Source organism: Uliginosibacterium sediminicola, assembly GCF_039631295.1.
Taxonomy (GTDB): Bacteria; Pseudomonadota; Gammaproteobacteria; order Burkholderiales; family Rhodocyclaceae; genus Viridibacterium; species Viridibacterium sediminicola.
This window is the reverse complement of sequence record NZ_JBDIVE010000017.1, coordinates 1-19334: the sequence shown is the minus strand read 5'-3', so window position 1 is coordinate 19334 and position 19334 is coordinate 1. Positions and strand designations below refer to the sequence as shown.

Genomic DNA, 19334 nt, shown 5'->3' with positions numbered 1-19334 from the left:
CGTGCTCAGCGGCTCTTGATCATGGTGCCCACGCCGTGGTGGGTGAGGATTTCGAGCAGCAGACAGTGTTCGACACGGCCATCGATGATGTGCACCGAGCGCACGCCGTTACGGGCCGCGTCGAGTGCCGAGCTGATCTTGGGCAGCATGCCGCCGGACAGGGTGCCGTCTTCAACTAGCTCATCGATCTGCTTGGGCGTGAGGCCGGTGAGCAGCTTGCCGGATTTGTCGAGCACGCCGGGCGTGTTGGTGAGCAGCACCAGCTTTTCGGCCTTGAGCACTTCGGCCAGCTTGCCGGCGACCACGTCGGCATTGATGTTGAAAGTTTCACCGTCTTCACCGACGCCAATCGGCGCGATTACCGGGATGAAGTCGCCGCCGTCGAGGAAGCTGATGATCGACGGGTCGATCGAGGAAATCTCGCCAACCTGGCCGATGTCGATCATCTCGTCAGGCTTGTCCTTGTTGGGCATCAGCAGCTTGTGGGCGCGGATGAAGGCACCGTCCTGGCCGGTCAGGCCCACGGCCTTGCCGCCATGGCGGTTGATGAGGTTGACGATGTCCTTGTTGACCTGGCCACCGAGCACCATTTCGACGACGTCCATGGTTTCGTCGTCAGTGACGCGCATGCCCTGGATGAACTCGCCTTTTTTGCCCAGGCGATCGAGCAGGTCATTGATTTGCGGGCCGCCGCCGTGCACCACCACCGGGTTCATGCCGACCAGCTTGAGCAGCACGACGTCGCGCGCGAAGCAGTCCTTGAGCTTGTCGTCGGTCATGGCGTTGCCGCCGTATTTGATGACGATGGTTTTGTCGTAAAAGCGCTTGATGTAGGGCAGTGCTTCGGCGAGCACGCCAGCTTTGACGACGGGGCTGAGATCGGGAGTGTCAGACATGGCGGGGGAGTCGTAGGAAAGAAGCGAGCCCCGATTCTATCGGCTGTGGCGGCAAACCAAAAGCGTGCTGAACGCGCGCTGGCAAAGCCTGGTGGCTTTCGCCAGCGCGCTTGGGGTTTGTCACTTACTGCACGGTCAGGCGGCGGGCTTGCGCGACGGCCTTTTTGGGCAGCAGCAGGGTCAGCACACCATCGTTGTAACGTGCTTGTGCCTGGGCCTCGTCGATCTCCTGGCTGAGCTGGAAGCTGCGGCTGAGCTTGCCGTAGCCGAACTCGCTACGCAGCAGGCGCTCGCCTTCGCGCAAGGGGCTGGCCTTGCGTTCGGCACTGATGCTCAGCACCTTGCCGTCGATCTGGACTTCGATGTCTTCCTTGCGTACCCCGGTGAGCTCGGCGCTCAGTTCGAAAGCTTCGGTGCTCTCGCGGATCTCGACCGGCAAGTCACGCTTGTCGGTGTTCTGCTGCAGGCCGACAGGCTGCACGAAAAAGCCACGCAGCAATTCGTCGAAGGGGTCACGGCGGACGATGTTGATCATGATGCGCTCCTGTTTGTGGTGATGGGGATTGCACCCCGATGTCACCTATCTAGGAGCGCCCACGCACTGTTTCAAGAGGCGACGCGATGCGGCAGCATGAGGATGGCGTCGCGGTTACTCCACGAGAAGCACAGCTCGGCCGCTTCGCGCCAGCTGCGCCATTGCCAGGCGCTGTGTTCATCCGCTGCGATGCGGATCGGGTAATCCGCGGCGACCTCCACGCTGAACACATGTTCAAGATTGTGGGTGATGCCGGGCGCATAGCGCTGGCGCCACTGCGGGAAGATCTCGAAGCGATTGCTCAGTCGCCAGTCGCAGAAGGCGCTGGCCGGCAGATCGATGCCGGTTTCCTCGCGCGTCTCGCGGCGTGCAACTTCGAGCAGCGCTTCCTCGTCTTCACGGCTGCCGGTCACTGATTGCCAGAAACCGGGCTGGCGCGCGCGTTCGAGCAGCAACACATCGAGTGCTGCGGTGTGGATGAGGACCAGCACCGAAATCGGCTGTTTATAGCGCGTATCCATTGCGGGCGCCTCAGTGCCTCAACACTTGGGCGGCCAGGGCGCCAGATGCTGTGCGGGCGCTTCGACCAAGACCCAGAACGGCACATTGTCGGCCTTCCAGAGCTGGCTGGCGCCGCCGAGTATGTCGACCAGCTGCGTCCAGCCGGCTTGCAAGCGCAGCAGGTCGCGGCTGCTGCCGTGAATGCTGAGCAGATATCCGCTGGCAGGGTTCCACGACAGATCGTTGAGGCAGTCCGCGGCAGCATCCCAGTTGCCGCCGAACCACGCGGGGAATTCGGCGACACGGGCGAGCGCCTGGAGCAGCTCGGCATCGTCGTTGAGCGTCGCCAGATCCAGCGCCCAGACGCGGAAGCCGAGTGCCTGCGCAACGCTGACGATGTCAGCTGCATGCTGCATGGGAACCTGGAAAATGCCGCTGGCCTGCGCATCGGCCAGCAGGGCGCGGGGCGTGCTGTGCTGCTTCATCGTGTAATCCTGCGGAAGCTGCGGTAGTGGTCCGCAGTGTAATAGGCCTCGTCAGGCTGGCCGGTGACGATGCGCCGCGCGCCGCGGTCGGCGGAGCCTGGCGTCGGCACCGTGTATTCGCGGTAGTAACCGCGTTCGCGGCGCGGCAAGCGCTTTTCTCGGTTCTGGAATTCAATGCCGTCGCGCCGGTACGGGAAGGGCCCGCCGTTGCGGATCAGCTGCAGCGTTTGCTGCGCTTCGGGCGGCAATTCGCTGACGCTGATGGTGGCGAGTGCAGATGCTGCGTCGCGCAGATCGCGCGCGCCGGCCGGAAGACAACACAGCAGCACGGCAAACAGTGCGGCTGACAGAATGCGTCGAATCATGATCAGGGAGAGAGCAGCAGAACGTGACAGAGCGGCAATGTAACAGCTTGCCGCATCTGGCTTAACAAATCTTATCAGTGCTTGCCTGTACTGCCGAATCCACCCGCGCCGCGCTCGCTGCTGGCGAACTCATCAACGATATTGAAGGCTACTTGCAGCACCGGCACGATGACCAGCTGGGCGATGCGATCGAGCGGCTGAATCGTGAAGCTCTCCTTGCCGCGATTCCAGGTCGAGACGAAGAGCTGGCCCTGGTAATCGGAATCGATCAGGCCGACCAGATTGCCCAGCACGATGCCATGTTTATGACCCAGGCCTGAGCGCGGCAGAATGATCGCTGCGTAGCCCGGATCGGCCAGATGGATCGCCATGCCGGTCGGAATCAGCTGGGTGTCACCGGGCTGCAGGGTCAGCGGTGCGTCGAGCGCAGCGCGCAGGTCGAGGCCCGCGGCGCCGGGTGTGGCGTACTGGGGCAGGGCATCCTTGATGCGCGGGTCGAGAATCTTGATGTCGATACTGTTCATGTCGGGGCTGGGGGCGAATGCGCCGCGGAGCGGCGCTGGGTGTTTACTTCAAAAGACCGGCCAGATGGCTGACGATGCGCTGCGCGACATCATCTTTGCTGGCCGGCGGTAGAGGATGGCGGCCGGCGGCATCGTAGAGCACAACCGCGTTGCTGTCGCGGCCGATGCTGTCCTGCACCAGGTTGCCGACCACCAGTTGCAGCTTCTTGGCCTGCAGCTTGCCCTGCGCGTAGCCATCCAGATTGCGGCTCTCGGCGGCGAAGCCGACGCACAGTGGCGCATCGGGCTGGGCTGCGACGGCGGCGAGGATATCAGGATTGCGCAGCAGTTCCAGCGTCAGCGTGTCGGCGCTCTTCTTGATCTTGTCGGCAGCGGCCTGGCTGGGGCGGTAGTCCGCCACGGCGGCAACGCCGATGAACACATCCTGGCCGGGCAGGGCGCCGAACACCGCATCGTGCATCTGGCTGGCCGATTGCACGTCGATGCGTGTGACGCCCTGCGGCGTCGGCAAGCTCACCGGCCCGCTGACCAGGGTCACGTGGGCGCCCGCTTGCACGCAGGCGCGTGCCAGCGCAAAACCCATCTTGCCCGAGCTCAGATTGGTCAGGCCGCGCACCGGATCGAGCGCTTCGAAGGTCGGCCCGGCGGTCATCAGCACGCGGCGGCCTGCCAGCAGCTTGGGCTGGAAGTGCGCCAGCAGGTGTTCGAACAATTCCTCGGCTTCCAGCATGCGCCCTTCGCCCACTTCGCCGCAGGCCTGTGAGCCGCTGGCCGGGCCGAGCAGGCCGATGCCGTCGGCCGCCAGCTGGGCGACATTGCGCTGCGTGGCCGGATTGCCCCACATCTGCAGATTCATCGCCGGGGCAACCAGCAGCGGGCAGTCGCGCGCCAGGCACAGCGTGCTCAGCAGATCATTGGCATGGCCCTGGGCCAGGCGGGCGATGAAGTTGGCGGAGGCGGGGGCGATCAGGGCCAGGTCGGCGGTACGGCTCAGATTGATATGCGCCATACCGTTGGCCGACTGCGGATTCCACAGCTCGGTCCACACCGGATTGCCGCTCAGCGCCTGGAAGGTCAGTGGCGTGACAAAACGCGTTGCCGCGTCGGTCATCACCACCTGCACCTGGGCGCCCGCCTTGACCAGCAGGCGCACCAGTTCAGCCGATTTGTAGGCTGCGATGCCGCCGGTAATGCCGAGCATGATGGTCTTGCCCGTCAGTGCAGTCATGAAATGCTCACAAATCACAGAGAATTTGCGAATTCTATCCTCTGGAGGCGCTCGCCGTGTCCATTGCCGATTGGCCCGCCCAGGAACGCCCGCGCGAGCGCCTGCTGGCGCAAGGGGCGGAAGTGCTGTCCGATGCGGAGTTGCTGGCCATCTTCCTGCGTGTCGGCATCCGCGGCAAAAGCGCGGTCGATCTGGCGCGCGAGCTGCTCAGCCATTTCGGCAGCCTGACGCGTCTGTTTGCGGCCAGCGCCGATGCGCTGCAGGCGGTGCCCGGCATGGGGCAGGCCAAGTACGCGCAGCTGCAGGCGGTGCTGGAGATGTCGCGCCGCGCCCTGGCCGAGGAGCTGCGCAGTCGCGACCTGCTCGGTGCGCCGCAGGCGGTGCGTGACTGGCTGCGCTTGCGCATGGCCAGTCTGCCGCATGAAGTCTTCATGATCCTCTTGCTGGATGCGCAAAATCGCCTGATCGACGCTGTCGAGCTGTTTCGCGGCACGCTCACCCAGACTTCGGTCTATCCGCGCGAAGTGGTCAAGCTGGCCTTGGCGCATAATGCGGCGGCGGTGATCCTCGCGCACAATCACCCCTCCGGGCTGGCCGAGCCGAGCCAGGCCGATGAGCTGCTGACCCGTTCGTTGCGGCAGGCGCTCGCCTTGGTGGATGTGCGCGTGCTCGATCACTTTGTCGTAGCGGGTAGCGCTGCGCCCTTGTCGTTCGCCGAGCGTGGCCTGCTCTAGGGCCTTGCGGCAGCTAGCGCTGGTGAGGCTTGAACGGGTTTGGCGAAATAGGGCTTGAAAAGTCTTTAAGCTGCCTTGTATAATCGGCGGCTTTCCCGCAATTGGCGCGAACGGATGAGCTTGTCCTCTAGGGTGGCTTGAGCATTCGTGTGGCGTGTTGTGCGGGGCCGGAACAAGCGTGGCGCCTGCATTGCAGGGGGTCAAGTGGTTGTGAAGCGGGTTGTACAAGGGGTTGCGAAGCGGGAGAGTCGGTAACGATTCGGCCAGCGGAGCGCCAGACGCGGAAACGGCCGAAGATATTAAGGCTTAGGAGCGAGAGATGTCTCGAGTTTGCATCGTGACGGGCAAGGGCCCGATGGTGGGTAACAATGTTTCCCACGCCAATAACAAGACCAAGCGCCGTTTTCTGCCCAACCTGCAGAATCGTCGTTTCTGGGTTGAATCTGAAAACCGTTTCGTGAGCCTGCGCGTTTCCAACGCTGGCTTGCGCACTATCGACAAGCGCGGCATCGATGTCGTTCTGGCCGAGCTGCGCGAGCGCGGCGAGCGCGTTTGAGCCACCAAGCTCAAGACTAAGGAGTACTGAAAATGGCAAAAGGCGGACGTGAAAAGATCAAGCTGGAGTCCTCTGCGGGCACCGGCCACTTCTATACCACCAACAAGAACAAGCGCACCACGCCGGAAAAGCTTGAGTTCATCAAGTATGACCCGGTTGTTCGCAAGCACGTGGCGTACAAGGAAACCAAGCTCAAGTAAGCTTGACCCCGCCTGACCCAGGCGTGGTTCCGGTTCCAGCACAAACCCGCCACATGGCGGGTTTTTGTTTTGCGTTTTCACTTCATCTCACTCCTTACTGTCATGAGCCACGCTTCCACCGAGAATCTCAATGTCGCCGCTTTTGATCCGATGCCCTCGCCGGGCGAGATCAAGGCGCGCGTGCGACTGACCGATACGGCAGCGCAGACGGTCACCGAAGGGCGCCGCACCCTGCAGCGCATCCTCGATCGCCAGGATCCGCGCTTCCTCGTCATCGTCGGTCCCTGTTCGATCCACGATCCTTCGGCGGGTATCGAATACGCCCGCCGCCTGCGTCAGCTGGCTGAGGAATTGTCCGAGACCCTGTACGTCGTGATGCGCGTGTATTTCGAGAAGCCGCGTACTTCGACGGGCTGGAAGGGCTTCATCAATGACCCGCGCATGGATGACTCCTTCCACATCGAGGAAGGCATGGAGCGCGGTCGTCGCTTCCTGCTCGATGTGGCCGAATTCGGCTTGCCGGCGGCGACCGAAGCGCTGGACCCGATCTCGCCGCAGTACTACGGTGATCTAGTCAGCTGGACGGCAATCGGTGCGCGCACCGCTGAATCGCAAACGCACCGCGAGATGGCTTCGGGTTTGTCGACGCCGGTAGGCTTCAAGAACGGTACCGATGGTTCGCTCGATGCGGCCACCAACGGCATCCTCTCGGCCTCGGCCGCGCACAGCTTCCTCGGCATCAATGACAAGGGCGAGGCGGCGATCATCCGCACGCGTGGCAATCGTTACAGCCACCTCGTGCTGCGCGGTGGTGGCGGACGCCCGAACTACGATACGGTGTCGGTCTCGCTGGCCGAGCAGGCGCTGGCCAAGGCCAAGCTGCCGCAGAACATCATCGTCGATTGCTCGCACGCCAATTCCTGGAAGAAGCCCGAGCTGCAGCCGCTGGTGATGCGTGACGTGGTCTCGCAAGTGGTGGCCGGCAATCAGTCGATCATCGGCGTGATGATCGAGAGCTTCCTGGAGGCGGGCAATCAGCCGATTCCCGCCAATCTGGCTGAACTCAAGCGCGGCTGCTCCGTCACCGATGCTTGCATCGGCTGGGACACCACCGAAACCCTGCTGCGCGCCAGTGCAGAATCCTTGCGCAGCCTGGTGGCCGCGCGTGCCGAAAAACTCTGAACCGAAGCGAACAAGCATGCACCTGATCCAAGCTTTCAAGGGGCTGCGCCCCGCCAGTGGCCGCGCCCCCGAGATCGTCGCCCCGCCTTATGACGTGCTCTCCAGCAGCGAGGCGCGCGAGCGCGCGGCCGGCAAGCCGTTTAGCTTCCTGCACATCTCCAAGCCGGAAATCGATCTGCCGCTCGATACCGACATCTACTCGCCGCAGGTCTATGCCAAGGCGGCCGAGAACCTGCACAAGATGATCGAGGCTGGCGTGCTGGTGCGCGATGCGGCAGCGAGCTATTACGTCTATCGCATCATCATGGGCAGCCATGTGCAGACGGGTCTGGTGGCGTCCGCTTCGGTGGCGGACTACGACAAGAACCGCATCCGTCGCCACGAGCTGACGCGTCCGGACAAAGAGGACGACCGTGTGCGCCAGATCGAAGCGCTGTCCGCGCAGACCGGTCCGGTGCTGCTCGCCTACCCGAAAGCGCCGGTCGTCGATGCGATCCTGCAGGCGGCCACCGCTGCCGAGCCGATTGCCGATGCCGTCGCCGATGATGGCATTCGCCACACGGTGTGGGCGATCAGCGATGTCGCCACGCTGGAACAGCTGACGGCGCAGTTCGACGCCATGCATGCGCTCTACATTGCTGACGGCCACCATCGTTCGGCCGCCGCCTCGCGCGTCTGCGCGGCACGCAAGGCCGCCAATGCCGCTCACAGCGGCAGCGAGTCCTACAACTACTTCCTGTCGGTGATCTTCCCCGATCATGAGCTGAAGATTCTCGACTACAACCGCGTGGTCACCGATCTCAACGGCCTCACGGCCGAACAGTTCCTGGCAAGCATTGCAGGCGCGTTCAGCGTCACGCCGAGCGCGGCTGCGGTCAAGCCGGCGCAGCATGGCGAAGTCGGCATGTTCCTCGGCACGCAGTGGTATCGCCTGCAGATCAAGCCCGAACTGGTGCCGCAAGATCCGGTGGCGCGTCTCGATGTGAGCCTGCTCTCCGAACACCTGCTGGGGCCGGTGCTGGGCATTGCCGATCTGCGTCGCGACAAGCGCATCGATTTCGTCGGCGGTATCCGTGGTTTGCCGGAACTGGAAAAGCGTGTCGCCAGCGGTGAAATGGCTGTGGCATTCGCGATGTATCCGACCACCATGGCCGACCTGATGGCGGTAGCCGATGCAGATCAGATCATGCCGCCCAAGTCGACCTGGTTCGAGCCCAAGCTGGCCGACGGCCTGCTCTCGCACGTGCTCGACTGACGCAGCGGGTTTGCCCGGCTTGAATTCCGCTGCCGGCTGCGGCACCGTGAGGGCTGAGGTTCCCTGAGTTTTCACAGAGGCTGGCGACATGTCAGGTACTGCATTCATTTCGCATCCGGATTGCAGCTTGCACAATATGGGCAAGACGCATCCGGAATCGCCTGACCGGCTGGCCGCGATCCAGGATCGCCTCATCGCCTGCGGGCTGGAGATGTACCTGGAGCATTTCGAGGCGCCCGCTGCGAGCATCGAGCAATTGCAGCTGGCGCACTCGCCACCGTATATCCGCCACCTCTTCGAGAGTTCGCCGGAGAGCGGCATCGTCCATCTGGACCCCGACACCGCGATGTGCTCGCGCACCCTGGCCGCAGCGCAACGTGCGGCGGGTGCGGGCATCCTGGCCACCGATCTGGTGCTGCGCGGCGAGGTCGATACCGCCTTCTGCGCCGTGCGCCCGCCCGGTCACCATGCCGAGCGCGACCGCGCCATGGGCTTCTGCTTCTTCAACAATGTGGCGATTGCCGCCCGCCATGCCCTGCAGGTGCACGGCCTGGAACGTGTTGCCATCGTCGATTTCGATGTCCATCACGGCAATGGCACCGAGGACATCTTTGCTGACGATCCGCGCGTGCTGATGGTCGGTTTTTTCCAGCATCCGCTCTATCCCTACAGCGGTGCCACGCCGCGCGGCCCGAACATGCGCAACGCGCCGCTGCCGGTGCACAGCAAGGGCGATGTGGTGCGCGAACTGGTCAGCAATACCTGGCTGCCCGCGCTGGCCGAACACCGGCCGCAGATGCTCTTCGTCTCGGCCGGCTTTGACGCCCACTACGAGGACGATATGGCCTCGATGGGCCTGTTCGAGCACGACTATGCCTGGATCACCGAGCAGCTCTGCGACTTTGCCCGCCAGCATTGCGCGGGGCGCATCGTGTCGATGCTGGAGGGCGGTTACGACCTGTCGGCGCTCGGTCGCAGCGTCGCGGTGCACATCAAGGCGCTGGCAGGCATTTGAGCCCTTGCTCGGGTACAATGCCGGATTCGATTTTCAGCCGAAGAGTGTCATGTTGACAGGTTCTCTCGTTGCGCTGGTGACGCCGATGCTGGCGGACGGCCAGCTTGATCTGGTGCGTTTCCGCGCGCTCATTGATTTTCATGTGCGTGAAGGTTCTGATGGTCTGGTGATCGTCGGCACGACCGGCGAATCGCCGACGGTCAATGTCGAGGAGCATTGCAGCCTGATCCGCGTGGCGGTTGAGCACGCCGCAGGGCGCATTCCCATCATCGCCGGCACGGGCGCCAATTCCACCTCCGAAGCCATCGAGCTGACCCGCTTTGCCAAGGAAGTCGGTGCGCAGGCCGGTTTGTCGGTGGTGCCCTACTACAACCGCCCGACGCAAGAGGGCATGTACCAGCACTTCAAGGCGATTGCCGAAGCGGTCGAGCTGCCGGTCATCCTCTACAACGTGCCCGGTCGCACGGTGGCGGATCTGCAGAACGACACGGTGCTGCGCCTGGCCCAGCTGCCCGGCATCATCGGCATCAAGGACGCCACCGGCAGCGTCGAGCGCATCACCGATCTGGCGATGCGCGCACCCAAGGATTTCCTGCTTTACAGCGGCGACGACATGACGGTGCTGCCCTTCATTGCCCTGGGCGGCCACGGCGTCATTTCCGTGTCGGCCAATGTGGCACCGCGCCTGATGCACGAGCTGTGCGTCGCGGCGCTGGCCGGTGATATCGCCACGGCGCGCGAAATCAACCGGAAACTTTATCTGCTCAATCGCGATCTGTTCGTCGAGGCCAACCCGATTCCGGTCAAGTGGGCTTGTGCCCAGATGGACCTGATCGGCGACAGCATCCGCTTGCCGCTGACCCGCCTCTCCGAGACTTACCACGAACGTGTCCGTGCTGCACTGCTTGCAGCCGGTGTTCTGAACTGAAAGGATTGACTTGATGATGTCCCGCCTTGTTTCCCGCTCGCCTGCTTTGCTGGCGAGTGCGCTCGTGCTGGTCCTGCTGGCCGGATGTGCGTCGACCGAAAAGAAGGAGTATCTGAGCGACGCCTCGCGCGACACCGCCCGCAAGACGCTGGAAGTGCCGCCGGACCTCGTCAGCCCGGGGCGTGATGATCGCTTCCAGACGCCGACCGATCCGCGCAAGAGCTCCACCGCGCTGTCGACCTATAGCCGCGCACCTGAAGCCCAGTCGGCCGCCGCTGCGACCCTCGCCACGACGCCGGACGTGCTCGGCAAAGCCCGCGTGGTGCGTTCCGGCAACCAGCGCTGGCTGGTGCTGCCCGGCACGCCGGCAGTGCTTTACCCGCAACTGCGCAAGTTCTGGGAAGACCTGGGTTTCACGATTGCCGTCGATGCGCCGCAGCTGAACATCATGGAAACCGACTGGGCCGAAAAGCGCTCCAAGGCGCTGACCGGCTGGATGGCCAATCTCAACATGCTGCAGTCGCTTACCAGCACTGGTCAGCGTGACAAGTTCCGTACGCGTATCGAAGCGGGTCAGGATGCGGGTACGGTTGAGATCTACGTCAGCCATCGCGGTCTCGAAGAGGCGACTCTGAGCAGCAGCTATACCGGTCCGGGCTGGATCTTGCGTCCTGCCGATCCCGATCAGGAACTCGAAATGCTGCGCCGGATGATGATCACCTTCGGCAGCGATGCCGGTGCCGCCGCGCTGGCCACCAAGAGCGAACAGGTGATTGCCGACAAGTCGCGTCTGGCCACGGCGACCGATGGCAGCCAGCAACTGCTCGTCGATGAAATCTTCGACCGCGCCTGGCGCCAGATCGGTCTGAGCTTGGACCGCATCGGCATGGTGGTGGAAGATCGTGACCGCACCAAGGGTCTCTATTTCGTCCGCTACATCACCGACGAAGACCTGGGCCGCAAGAAGGACAGCAGCTGGTTCAGCTGGATGGCTTTCTGGCGCAGCGAGGACAAGAAGTCCGATGTCGACCAGTACCGCATCGTCGTGCAGTCCGAGGGCAACAAGACCACGGTGCGCGTGCAGAACAAGGCCGGTGCCGCCGCTTCGCCGGCAGCGACCAAGCAGATTCTCTCCTTGCTCAACAACGAGCTGAAGTAAGCCGCAGCGCGACACCTCAGATCCGAATGGCCCGCCTTGTGCGGGCCATTTTTTTTGGGTTGGGAGTTGGGAGTTGGGAGTTGGGAGTCGGGAGTCGGGAGGCGGGAGGCGGGAGTCGGGAGGCGGGAGGCGGGAGGCGGGAGGCGGGAGGCGGGAGGCGGGAGGCGGGAGGCGCCAGATATGACGAGGGCCGCACAACACGCGTTTGGCGTGCGGTGCGGCCCTGGGGGGCGTCCGTGCCTGCGCTGGTCGCAGGCAGTCGCGTGATCAGGCTGGCTTGAGTGCGCTCTTGCGGAGTCCGCCAACTTGCAGGCCGAGGCCGATGACAAAGCCCAGCAAACACAGCGCCAGCACGTAGTACGAGGGGGCCAGCGGTGTCCAGCGTTGCAGCAGGGTGATCAGCACCGGCGTCAGGCCGCCGAAGATGGCGTAGGAGACGTTGTAGGAAAACGAGATCCCGGAAAAGCGCACGGCCGGTGGGAAGGACTGCACCATGATGTAGGGCACCGTACCGATCACGCCCACCGCCAGACCGGCGAGGCCGTAGAGCGGGAACAGCAGCTCGGGCGCCGCACCCAGTGACTGATAGAAGGCACTGCTGAACACCGCCAGCAGGACGCTGCCGATGAGCAGCACGCGGCCCGGCCCGAAGCGGTCAACCAGGATGCCGTTGAGCACGCAGCCGATGCTCAGCATCAGGGTGGCGATGCAGCTGGCCAGCAGGGCGCGTGCCGGAGCGATGCCGAACTGCTTCTGCAGCAGGGTGGGCGCCATCAGGATGACGACGACGATGGCGGCCGAAAGCATCCAGGTCAGGGCCATCGACAGCGCGACACCGCCCTTGTGCTCGGCCAGCACGGTCTTGAGCGGCAGCTTGGCCGACAGCGCGCGGCGCGCTTTGAGCTCGGTGAACACCGGCGTTTCCTCCAGCCAGCGGCGCAGATACATGGCGATCAGGCCGAAGCCGCCGCCGAGCAGGAAGGGCAGGCGCCAGATGCCTTCGCGCACTTCGGCACTGCTCCAGATGGCATTCACGGCGGTGGCGATCAGCGAACCGAGCAGGATGCCGCCGGTGAGGCCCGCAGTGAGGGTGCCGCAGGCATAGCCGATCTTGCGTGCCGGCACATGCTCGGCTACGAAGACCCAGGCGCCCGGCACCTCGCCACCAATCGCCGCGCCCTGGGCGATGCGCAGCACCAGCAGCAGGATCGGCGCCCAGGGGCCGATGCTGGCATAGGTCGGCAACAGGCCCATCAGCAGGGTGGGCAGGGCCATCAGCAGGATGCTCAGGGCGAACATGCGCTTGCGGCCGAACTTGTCGCCAAAGTGCGCCATGATGATGCCGCCGAGCGGGCGCGCCAGATAACCGGCAGCGAAGATGCCGTAGGTTTGCAGCTGGCGCAGCCAGTCCTCGCTGTGGGCGGGGAAGAACAGGTCGCCGATCACGGCGGCGAAGAACACGAAGATGATGAAGTCGTAGAACTCCAGCGCGCCGCCGAGGGAGGCGAGGGCGAGCGTCTTGTAGTCCCGGGTGTTGAGGGGACGGTGCATGGGTTGATCGTTGGTGTGCATGAAGCGGGTCCTGCGGGTGTTGGCTGAAAGGGTCTGAGCAGCGAGCCTAGCAGCATTGGCTGCGGGCGCTCTGTCTGAAGTCAGAAGGCCGCCATCATACGGACCTTGCGGCCGCAAGAGGGCGTGCTGTGCCGCGACCGATAGACTTTATCCACCGCCTCCCGCAGCTGGCGCGCTAGCTGAAGCCACGCAGCGTCAGCTGGGGCAGCTGTTCAGCCCAGCGCGCCAGGGCGTCCGCGCTGTAGTGGGCATTGCTGCGCGTGGCGCCCGGCGCGCGTGCCGCCTGGATCGCCACCTGCTGCGCGCCGAGTGCTGCCAGCTCGGCGATCAAGGCGTCCAGGCGCGCTTCAGGCAGCCAGTTGGGATGCGCGGTGATGCGCAGCTCGTGATCGCAGCCGGATTCCAGCACCAGCTTCAGGCTGGCCCAGGCTTTGGCACCGCTGCCCGGACAGCCGGTGAGGGCGTCGTACTCAGCGGGCAGGGTCTTGATGTCGAGGCCGATCCAGTCGAGCTTGTCGAGCAGCGCGGCAAGCTTGTGCGGATGACTGCCGGCGCTGTGCAGCGCGACCTTCAGGCCCAGCGCACGCACGGCGTCGATGGCGGCCGGCAGGGCCGCATCGATCGTCGGTTCGCCACCCGAGAAGACCACGCCGTCGAGCAGCGCACGGCGCGTGGCGAGCAAGGGCAGCAGATCGTCCCAGTGCAGATCGGAGAGCGCCTGACGCGACTGCAGATGCGGGTTGTGGCAGTAGTGGCAACGCCAGGCGCAGCCGGCGAGGAACACCACCGCCGCCAGCTGGTCCGGCCAGTCCTGCGTGCTGCAAGGGACGAAGCCGCCGATACGCAGATCGGCGGCGGGACGCTCAGCGCGGCTCGTTGAAAAAACTGCGCTCGGCATGTTCGCCTTGTTTGCCGATGTTGAACGAGGCAACCGGGCGGTGATAGCCCATCACGCGCGTCCACACTTCACAAGGCGTGCGTTCTTCGTCCTTGAGTTCGATCTGGATTTCGGCAACGACGGGCAGGGCGAGTTGATTCATCGGTAAGACTCCTGATGGTAAATGTTGGGGTTCAGTCGCAGCAAGCGAGCTTCTTGGCGATCAGCGCTTCGTCGCACTTCGGGCAGAACTTGTGTTCGCCCTTGAGGTAACCGTGCTTGGGGCAGATCGAGAAGGTCGGCGTGACGGTGATGTAGGGCAGGCGGAAGTTTTCCAGCGAGCGCCGCACCAGCTTCTTGCAGGCATTCACGCTCGATATGCTTTCGTTCATGTACAGATGCAGCACGGTGCCGCCGGTGTAGCGCGTCTGCAGCGGCTCCTGGCGCGTGAGGGCCTCGAAGGGGTCGTCGGTGAAGCCGACCGGCAGCTGCGAGGAATTGGTGTAGTACGGCTGATCCTTGCTGCCCGCTTGCAGGATGTCGGGCCAGCGCTTGCGGTCCTCGCGGGCGAAGCGGTAGGTGGTGCCCTCGGCCGGCGTCGCTTCGAGATTGAAGAGGTGGCCGGTCTGTTCCTGGAACTCGCTCATGCGTGCGCGGATGTGGTTGAGCAGGCGCAGCGCGAAGTCGTGACCCCATTCGCTGGTGATGTCATGCGCATCACCAGTGAAGTTGCGGATCATCTCGTTGATGCCATTCACGCCCAGGGTGCTGAAGTGATTGCGCAGCGTGCCCAGATAGCGCTTGGTGTAGGGGAACAGCCCGGCGTCGATGAGTTGCTGGATCACCTGGCGCTTCACTTCGAGGCTGTCGCGGCCCAGTTCGAGCAGGCGGTCGACGCGGGCGAACAAGCCCGCTTCATCGCCCTTGTGCTGGTAACCGATGCGCGCGCAATTGATCGTCACCACGCCCAGCGAGCCGGTCTGCTCGGCGGAGCCGAACAGGCCGTTGCCGCGCTTCAAGAGCTCGCGCAGATCGAGCTGCAGGCGGCAGCACATGCTGCGCACCATGTTCGGCGTCAGCTCCGAGTTGAGGAAGTTCTGGAAATAGGGCAGGCCGTACTTGGCCGTCATTTCGAACAGGCGGTTGGCGTTCTCGCTGTCCCAATCGAAATCCGGCGTGATGTTGTAGGTTGGAATCGGGAAGGTGAACACGCGGCCGAACTTGTCACCGGCCGTCATCACGTCGATGTAGGCGCGGTTGATCATGTCCATCTCGGCCTGCAGCTCGCCGTAGGCAAATGGCATCTCTTCGCCGCCGATGTAGGGAATCTGCTCGCGCAGGTCTTCCGGGCAGACCCAGTCAAAGGTCAGATTGGTGAACGGCGTCTGCGTGCCCCAGCGGCTCGGCACATTGAGGTTGTAGATCAACTCCTGGATGCACTGACGCACTTGCGCGTAGGACAGATTGTCCTTGCGGATGAAGGGCGCGAGATAAGTGTCGAAAGAGCTGAAAGCCTGCGCGCCGGCCCATTCGTTTTGCAGGGTGCCGAGGAAGTTCACGATCTGCCCGACCGCCGAACCCAGGTGCTTGGGCGGCGCCGATTCGACCTTGCCCGGCACGCCGTTGAAACCTTCGGTCAGCAGGGTGCGCAGTGACCAGCCGGCGCAGTAGCCGGACAGCATATCGAGGTCGTGGATGTGCACATCGCCGTTGCGGTGCGCTTCGCCAATCTCTTTGGCATACACGTGGTTGAGCCAGTAATTGGCGATCACCTTGCCCGACACATTGAGGATCAGGCCGCCCAGCGAATAGCCCTGGTTGGCATTGGCGTTGACGCGCCAGTCGCGGCGGTCCAGATACTCGTTGATGGCGTTTTCGACATCGACCACGGTCTTGTGATCGGTGCGCAGACGCGAGCGCTGTTCGCGATAGACGATGTAGGCGCGCGAGGTGCGATACCAGCCGGCGGCCATCAAGGACACTTCGACGGTGTCCTGCACGCGTTCGATGCTCGGCACCAGCTCGCCTTGTGCGCTCAGCCGGTCGACGACCAGGCGCGTGATGCGCGCCGCCTCCGAAGGCTGGAATTCGCCGCTGGCCTGCCCCGCCTTGGCGATGGCCGCTTCAATCTTGCTGGCATCGAATGGCAGCAGCCTGCCATCGCGCTTGATGACCCCCGTCAGTTCCTGCATCAACCCCTCCTGATACTAGATGTAGTTGTTTGTTGCTCATTAATCCCTATATATAGTTACCCATGCGCCGGCTTTTTGACTTTTGATCCGCATCAATTGCGCGCTCCAGATGATTGTCAGAAGCCCGGCGAAGTGGATGCGGCAGACGCCTCCAGGCTATCGTTCCGCTCGGCGCTACGCTGCCGCATCGGCGGCCGATGGCTTAAGATGAAGACCCTGAGCCAGCCCGGAGGATGCCGTGATGTGGGACCAGCGCTACAGCAGCGAAGACTATGCCTATGGCAAGGACGCGAACGATTTTCTGGTCGCCCACTGTGCGGCCTTGCCCAAGGGGCGCGTGCTCAGCCTGGCCGAGGGCGAGGGGCGCAATGCCGTGTTTCTGGCCGCGCAGGGCTACGCCGTCAGCGCGGTGGATGCTTCGGCCGTCGGCCTCGCCAAGGCGCGCAAACTGGCGGAGGAACGTGGCGTCAGCCTGGAACTGATCCACGCCGATCTGAGCCAGTTCGAGCTCGGCGAGAACTGCTGGGACGCCATCATCTCGATCTTCTGCCCCTTGCCCAGCGCGGCACGCAGCCTGCTGCATGCCAAAGTCGTACGCGCGCTCAAGCCCGGCGGCGTGTTCCTGCTTGAGGCCTACCGCCCCGAGCAGCTCCATTACGGCACCGGGGGCGGCCCCTCGGTCGATACCAAGACCACGCCGGAATCGCTGCATCTCGAACTGGGCGCGCTGCATTTCGAGCACTTTGCCGCGCTGGAGCGGGACGTCATCGAAGGGCATTACCACACCGGCCGTGGCGCCGTGGTCCAGCTCATCGCGCGCAAGCCTTAGCGGCGTTGTGCAGCACAGCAAATACCCTGCTGTAAAGCCTTGGACGACGCATGGTGTTTGTGGAAAACCCGCATCGTTCGCCTGCGCCGGCTGTACTACCTTGATCGTTCACCGGAGCGATCAGGAGCAGCAATGTCTTGTTTTAAATGGATTATCCTCGCCGCGCTGAGTCTGGCGCTGCCGGCTCGTGCCGACATCCTCATCGGCCAGACCACGGGCTTGACCGGTCCGGTAGCGGCCGGCGTCAAGGAGACCCAGCTGGGCGCCCAGCTCTATCTCGACGCCATCAATGCCCAGGGCGGCGTGCATGGCCAGAAGGTCCGCTTGCTCACCCTGGACGACCAGTTCGAAGCGGCCAAGGCCGCCAACAATGCCGAGACCCTGATCACCCAGAACAAGGTGCTGGCGCTGTTCCTCTCGCGTGGCACGGCCACCACGGAAGCGATGTTGCCCCTGGTCGAGCGCTACGGCGTACCGCTCATCGCCCCATCGAGCGGCGCGCAAAGCCTTTACGAGCCGGTGAAGAAGCAGGTCTTCATCGTGCGCACGCCCTACCGCCTCGAAGCCGCGCAAACCATCGTGATGATGAGCAAGATGGGCGCCAGCCGCATCGGCGTGGTGTATCAGGACGATGCCTTTGGTGCCGACGGTCTCGCCGGGGCGAAAGAGGGCTTCAAGGAACTGGGCTTCGACCCCGCCTTTGTCGACAAGATCGACCGCAGCGCGCCGAACTTCGCGCCGATCAGCAAGCGCCTGGCGCGCACCGATGTGCAGAGCGTGCTGATCATCGCCTCGGCCAAGTGGGCTGCGCAGGGCATCGTGCAGATGCGCGACGAAGGCATCACGACGCAGTTCGCCAGCTTGTCCAACAACGCCTCGGAAGGCTTCATCAAACTGCTGGGCAAGCATGCCAAGGGCGTCATCGTGGCCCAGGTCTTCCCCTATGAGCGCTCGGTGGTCTATCCCATGGTCAAGGAGGCCGCCAAGCTCCTCAAAGGCCAGAAGGATGAGGCGGTAACGCCCTCCATCCTCGAAGGACTGGCCGCCGCCAAGGTGCTGGTCGGCGCCCTGCGCGCCGCCGGCCCCAACCCCAGCCGCAGCAGTCTGCAGACCGCGCTCGAAGGCCTGCACAAATTCGATGTCGGCGGTCTGGACCTCAGCTACGGGCCGAATGACCATCGCGGCCTCAGCTTCGTCGAGCTGTCGATCATCTCCGGCAACGGCACCTTCCTGCGCTAACGCCGGATTTGCAGGACTTAACCCGTGGCGCCGCAGGCTTAACCGGAGCTTGCAGCGCCGCTTGCTAGCATCGGCCACAACTCATGTGTGGAGCTTCACGATGCGTGCGACAAAACTCCTGCTCAGCCTGTGCGGCCTGCTGTGCTCAGTCTCCTGGGCCGCCAGCAGCTCATCTGCCAGCAACCCCGGCCCCGGCGGCCAGCCACCGCTGAGCGCCGAACTCAAAGCCGCGTTTGACGCCTGCAAACCGCAAGGCAAGCCCGGCGACGCCGCCTTCGAAGCCTGCATGAGCAGCAAGGGCTTCAAGAAACCCGAAGGCGCCCCCAAACCGCCCGAACGATAAGCCTTGCCCGCGCCTCCCCGGCGGCTGATTTCAGCGAGCTGAGAAAGGCATTCACCGCAAAGGTGCAAAGGCAACGCAAAGGGCCGCGAAGGAAGGTCAGGCTTTCCCCTCGCCCGCTTGCGGGAGAGGGGGGGCGCGTAGCGCCGGGAGAGGACTTGGCGGCGACGTGAGAAGGGCGTGACTGCGCAGGCTGCGCAGGCTGTGAATAGGGGGGGCGGCGTTCTAACTCCGCCCAAAGCCTTATTCAATTCATCGGAAAAAGCTTCATCGCCGCCATGGTTTCCCGGTCGAGTTCGCCTGTCACCGGAATGCCTTTTTCCTCTTGAAACCGCTTGAGCGCCGCGTTTGTTTGCGGCCCCATGAAACCATCGGCAAACACCGCATAACCCGCTGCGGACAGAACCGCTTGCGCGTTCCGCACGTCAATCGAGCGCTTGAGATTCGTGACCGACTTCGCGACTTCAAGCGCCACGCTCTCTGTCTTCTCGATTTTCTCAATCGCCGCGCCGGTTTCCGCTTTGACCTCGGCCGCAAACTGTTCGAACTTCGCCGTAATGCCCTTCTCATCGATGGAAAGATCAATATTCCGCCAGACGGACAGGCTGATCAAAATGAGTCCGAACAAGGCGAGGGCGATACCTGTGAATCGCCCCGGGTTTTCTAGACACCCTGAAGCCTTAAACTTTCAGGCTGATGGAGGTGTTTATGAGCAACAAGCG

Annotated in this window: 23 protein-coding genes; 11 read left to right on the top strand and 12 right to left on the bottom strand. The window is 63.6% G+C overall.

Annotated features, from left to right (window positions below; genetic code table 11):
* Nucleotides 1-5 precede the first annotated feature (5 nt).
* The 7 genes from argB to coaBC all read right to left on the bottom strand — a co-directional run bounded on the left by argB (nucleotide 6) and on the right by coaBC (nucleotide 4534).
* The gene (gene argB / locus ABDB84_RS19315) at nucleotides 6-896 is read right to left on the bottom strand and encodes an acetylglutamate kinase (protein ID WP_345921421.1); all 891 of its coding nucleotides are present in this window, start codon (nucleotides 894-896) and stop codon (nucleotides 6-8) included.
* A 124-nt stretch (nucleotides 897-1020) separates the two neighbouring features.
* Nucleotides 1021-1434, bottom strand: coding sequence for an Hsp20/alpha crystallin family protein (locus tag ABDB84_RS19310; RefSeq protein ID WP_428715109.1), 414 nt, complete (start codon nucleotides 1432-1434; stop codon nucleotides 1021-1023).
* A gap of 68 nt (nucleotides 1435-1502) precedes the next feature.
* A complete protein-coding gene (gene nudB / locus ABDB84_RS19305; RefSeq protein ID WP_345921419.1) occupies nucleotides 1503-1952 on the bottom strand; it encodes a dihydroneopterin triphosphate diphosphatase in 450 nt (149 codons plus the stop codon).
* 18 nt (nucleotides 1953-1970) lie between these two features.
* Nucleotides 1971-2417: a barstar family protein gene (locus tag ABDB84_RS19300; protein WP_345921418.1), complete on the bottom strand. Its 447-nt coding sequence runs from the start codon at nucleotides 2415-2417 to the stop codon at nucleotides 1971-1973.
* Nucleotides 2414-2782 carry a guanyl-specific ribonuclease gene (locus ABDB84_RS19295; protein ID WP_345921417.1) on the bottom strand — a complete coding sequence of 123 codons (369 nt, stop codon included), beginning with the start codon at nucleotides 2780-2782 and terminating at the stop codon, nucleotides 2414-2416. Before ABDB84_RS19295 ends, ABDB84_RS19300 begins: the two co-directional genes overlap by 4 nt.
* Before the next feature lie 74 nt (nucleotides 2783-2856).
* Nucleotides 2857-3306, bottom strand: a complete 450-nt coding sequence (dut, locus tag ABDB84_RS19290) for a dUTP diphosphatase (RefSeq protein WP_345921416.1) — start codon at nucleotides 3304-3306, stop codon at nucleotides 2857-2859.
* A 43-nt stretch (nucleotides 3307-3349) separates the two neighbouring features.
* Nucleotides 3350-4534, bottom strand: a complete 1185-nt coding sequence (gene coaBC / locus ABDB84_RS19285) for a bifunctional phosphopantothenoylcysteine decarboxylase/phosphopantothenate--cysteine ligase CoaBC (RefSeq protein ID WP_345921415.1) — start codon at nucleotides 4532-4534, stop codon at nucleotides 3350-3352.
* 56 nt (nucleotides 4535-4590) lie between these two features.
* Between coaBC and radC the strand changes: the two genes are divergently transcribed.
* The 8 genes from radC (at nucleotide 4591) to bamC (ending at nucleotide 11563) form a co-directional block, all read left to right on the top strand.
* The gene (gene radC, locus ABDB84_RS19280; RefSeq protein ID WP_345921414.1) at nucleotides 4591-5268 is read left to right on the top strand and encodes a RadC family protein; all 678 of its coding nucleotides are present in this window, start codon (nucleotides 4591-4593) and stop codon (nucleotides 5266-5268) included.
* A gap of 319 nt (nucleotides 5269-5587) precedes the next feature.
* Nucleotides 5588-5824 carry a 50S ribosomal protein L28 gene (rpmB, locus tag ABDB84_RS19275; RefSeq protein ID WP_345921413.1) on the top strand — a complete coding sequence of 79 codons (237 nt, stop codon included), beginning with the start codon at nucleotides 5588-5590 and terminating at the stop codon, nucleotides 5822-5824.
* Nucleotides 5825-5856: 32 nt separating this feature from the next.
* Complete coding sequence (gene rpmG / locus ABDB84_RS19270) at nucleotides 5857-6024, top strand: 50S ribosomal protein L33 (RefSeq protein ID WP_345921412.1); 168 nt, start codon at nucleotides 5857-5859, stop codon at nucleotides 6022-6024.
* Between the two features lie 102 nt (nucleotides 6025-6126).
* A complete protein-coding gene (locus tag ABDB84_RS19265) occupies nucleotides 6127-7206 on the top strand; it encodes a 3-deoxy-7-phosphoheptulonate synthase (protein ID WP_345921411.1) in 1080 nt (359 codons plus the stop codon).
* 16 nt (nucleotides 7207-7222) lie between these two features.
* Complete coding sequence (locus ABDB84_RS19260) at nucleotides 7223-8461, top strand: DUF1015 domain-containing protein (protein ID WP_345921410.1); 1239 nt, start codon at nucleotides 7223-7225, stop codon at nucleotides 8459-8461.
* Between the two features lie 88 nt (nucleotides 8462-8549).
* Nucleotides 8550-9476 carry a histone deacetylase family protein gene (locus ABDB84_RS19255; protein WP_345921409.1) on the top strand — a complete coding sequence of 309 codons (927 nt, stop codon included), beginning with the start codon at nucleotides 8550-8552 and terminating at the stop codon, nucleotides 9474-9476.
* A 49-nt stretch (nucleotides 9477-9525) separates the two neighbouring features.
* Nucleotides 9526-10404: a 4-hydroxy-tetrahydrodipicolinate synthase gene (gene dapA, locus ABDB84_RS19250; protein WP_345921408.1), complete on the top strand. Its 879-nt coding sequence runs from the start codon at nucleotides 9526-9528 to the stop codon at nucleotides 10402-10404.
* Between the two features lie 13 nt (nucleotides 10405-10417).
* Nucleotides 10418-11563: an NlpB/DapX family lipoprotein gene (gene bamC, locus ABDB84_RS19245; protein WP_345921407.1), complete on the top strand. Its 1146-nt coding sequence runs from the start codon at nucleotides 10418-10420 to the stop codon at nucleotides 11561-11563.
* Between the two features lie 267 nt (nucleotides 11564-11830).
* Here the strand turns inward: bamC and ABDB84_RS19240 are convergent, their stop codons facing one another.
* The 4 genes from ABDB84_RS19240 to ABDB84_RS19225 form a co-directional block, all read right to left on the bottom strand.
* Entirely contained in the window at nucleotides 11831-13114 is a 1284-nt protein-coding gene (locus ABDB84_RS19240; RefSeq protein ID WP_345921406.1) for an MFS transporter, read from the bottom strand.
* A gap of 196 nt (nucleotides 13115-13310) precedes the next feature.
* Nucleotides 13311-14033, bottom strand: coding sequence for an anaerobic ribonucleoside-triphosphate reductase activating protein (locus ABDB84_RS19235; protein ID WP_345921405.1), 723 nt, complete (start codon nucleotides 14031-14033; stop codon nucleotides 13311-13313).
* Nucleotides 13999-14175 carry an anaerobic ribonucleoside-triphosphate reductase gene (nrdD, locus tag ABDB84_RS19230; RefSeq protein WP_345921404.1) on the bottom strand — a complete coding sequence of 59 codons (177 nt, stop codon included), beginning with the start codon at nucleotides 14173-14175 and terminating at the stop codon, nucleotides 13999-14001. The genes ABDB84_RS19235 and nrdD overlap by 35 nt, the downstream gene beginning before the upstream one ends.
* Nucleotides 14176-14206: 31 nt before the next feature.
* Nucleotides 14207-16204, bottom strand: coding sequence for a ribonucleoside triphosphate reductase (locus ABDB84_RS19225; protein ID WP_345921403.1), 1998 nt, complete (start codon nucleotides 16202-16204; stop codon nucleotides 14207-14209).
* A gap of 241 nt (nucleotides 16205-16445) precedes the next feature.
* Here ABDB84_RS19225 and ABDB84_RS19220 point away from each other — a divergent pair, with 241 nt between their 5' ends.
* The 3 genes from ABDB84_RS19220 to ABDB84_RS19210 all read left to right on the top strand — a co-directional run bounded on the left by ABDB84_RS19220 (nucleotide 16446) and on the right by ABDB84_RS19210 (nucleotide 18615).
* Complete coding sequence (locus ABDB84_RS19220) at nucleotides 16446-17033, top strand: class I SAM-dependent methyltransferase (RefSeq protein WP_345921455.1); 588 nt, start codon at nucleotides 16446-16448, stop codon at nucleotides 17031-17033.
* Between the two features lie 132 nt (nucleotides 17034-17165).
* A complete protein-coding gene (locus ABDB84_RS19215) occupies nucleotides 17166-18272 on the top strand; it encodes an ABC transporter substrate-binding protein (protein ID WP_345921402.1) in 1107 nt (368 codons plus the stop codon).
* 100 nt (nucleotides 18273-18372) lie between these two features.
* A complete protein-coding gene (locus ABDB84_RS19210; protein WP_345921401.1) occupies nucleotides 18373-18615 on the top strand; it encodes a hypothetical protein in 243 nt (80 codons plus the stop codon).
* Nucleotides 18616-18859: 244 nt separating this feature from the next.
* On the opposite strand, the gene ABDB84_RS19205 is transcribed toward ABDB84_RS19210, so the two are convergent.
* Complete coding sequence (locus ABDB84_RS19205) at nucleotides 18860-19240, bottom strand: peptidoglycan-binding domain-containing protein (protein WP_345921400.1); 381 nt, start codon at nucleotides 19238-19240, stop codon at nucleotides 18860-18862.
* Between the last annotated feature and the right edge of the window lie 94 nt (nucleotides 19241-19334).

Coding starts and splice junctions, on each gene's coding strand:
- argB (WP_345921421.1), bottom strand. CDS start 896: ATGTCTGACACTCCCGATCTCAGCCCCGTCGTCAAAGCTGGCGTGCTC.
- nudB (WP_345921419.1), bottom strand. CDS start 1,952: ATGGATACGCGCTATAAACAGCCGATTTCGGTGCTGGTCCTCATCCAC.
- ABDB84_RS19300 (WP_345921418.1), bottom strand. CDS start 2,417: ATGAAGCAGCACAGCACGCCCCGCGCCCTGCTGGCCGATGCGCAGGCC.
- ABDB84_RS19295 (WP_345921417.1), bottom strand. CDS start 2,782: ATGATTCGACGCATTCTGTCAGCCGCACTGTTTGCCGTGCTGCTGTGT.
- dut (WP_345921416.1), bottom strand. CDS start 3,306: ATGAACAGTATCGACATCAAGATTCTCGACCCGCGCATCAAGGATGCC.
- coaBC (WP_345921415.1), bottom strand. CDS start 4,534: ATGACTGCACTGACGGGCAAGACCATCATGCTCGGCATTACCGGCGGC.
- rpmB (WP_345921413.1), top strand. CDS start 5,588: ATGTCTCGAGTTTGCATCGTGACGGGCAAGGGCCCGATGGTGGGTAAC.
- rpmG (WP_345921412.1), top strand. CDS start 5,857: ATGGCAAAAGGCGGACGTGAAAAGATCAAGCTGGAGTCCTCTGCGGGC.
- ABDB84_RS19265 (WP_345921411.1), top strand. CDS start 6,127: ATGAGCCACGCTTCCACCGAGAATCTCAATGTCGCCGCTTTTGATCCG.
- ABDB84_RS19260 (WP_345921410.1), top strand. CDS start 7,223: ATGCACCTGATCCAAGCTTTCAAGGGGCTGCGCCCCGCCAGTGGCCGC.
- ABDB84_RS19255 (WP_345921409.1), top strand. CDS start 8,550: ATGTCAGGTACTGCATTCATTTCGCATCCGGATTGCAGCTTGCACAAT.
- dapA (WP_345921408.1), top strand. CDS start 9,526: ATGTTGACAGGTTCTCTCGTTGCGCTGGTGACGCCGATGCTGGCGGAC.
- bamC (WP_345921407.1), top strand. CDS start 10,418: ATGATGTCCCGCCTTGTTTCCCGCTCGCCTGCTTTGCTGGCGAGTGCG.
- ABDB84_RS19240 (WP_345921406.1), bottom strand. CDS start 13,114: ATGCACCGTCCCCTCAACACCCGGGACTACAAGACGCTCGCCCTCGCC.
- ABDB84_RS19235 (WP_345921405.1), bottom strand. CDS start 14,033: ATGCCGAGCGCAGTTTTTTCAACGAGCCGCGCTGAGCGTCCCGCCGCC.
- nrdD (WP_345921404.1), bottom strand. CDS start 14,175: ATGAATCAACTCGCCCTGCCCGTCGTTGCCGAAATCCAGATCGAACTC.
- ABDB84_RS19225 (WP_345921403.1), bottom strand. CDS start 16,204: ATGCAGGAACTGACGGGGGTCATCAAGCGCGATGGCAGGCTGCTGCCA.
- ABDB84_RS19220 (WP_345921455.1), top strand. CDS start 16,446: ATGTGGGACCAGCGCTACAGCAGCGAAGACTATGCCTATGGCAAGGAC.
- ABDB84_RS19215 (WP_345921402.1), top strand. CDS start 17,166: ATGTCTTGTTTTAAATGGATTATCCTCGCCGCGCTGAGTCTGGCGCTG.
- ABDB84_RS19210 (WP_345921401.1), top strand. CDS start 18,373: ATGCGTGCGACAAAACTCCTGCTCAGCCTGTGCGGCCTGCTGTGCTCA.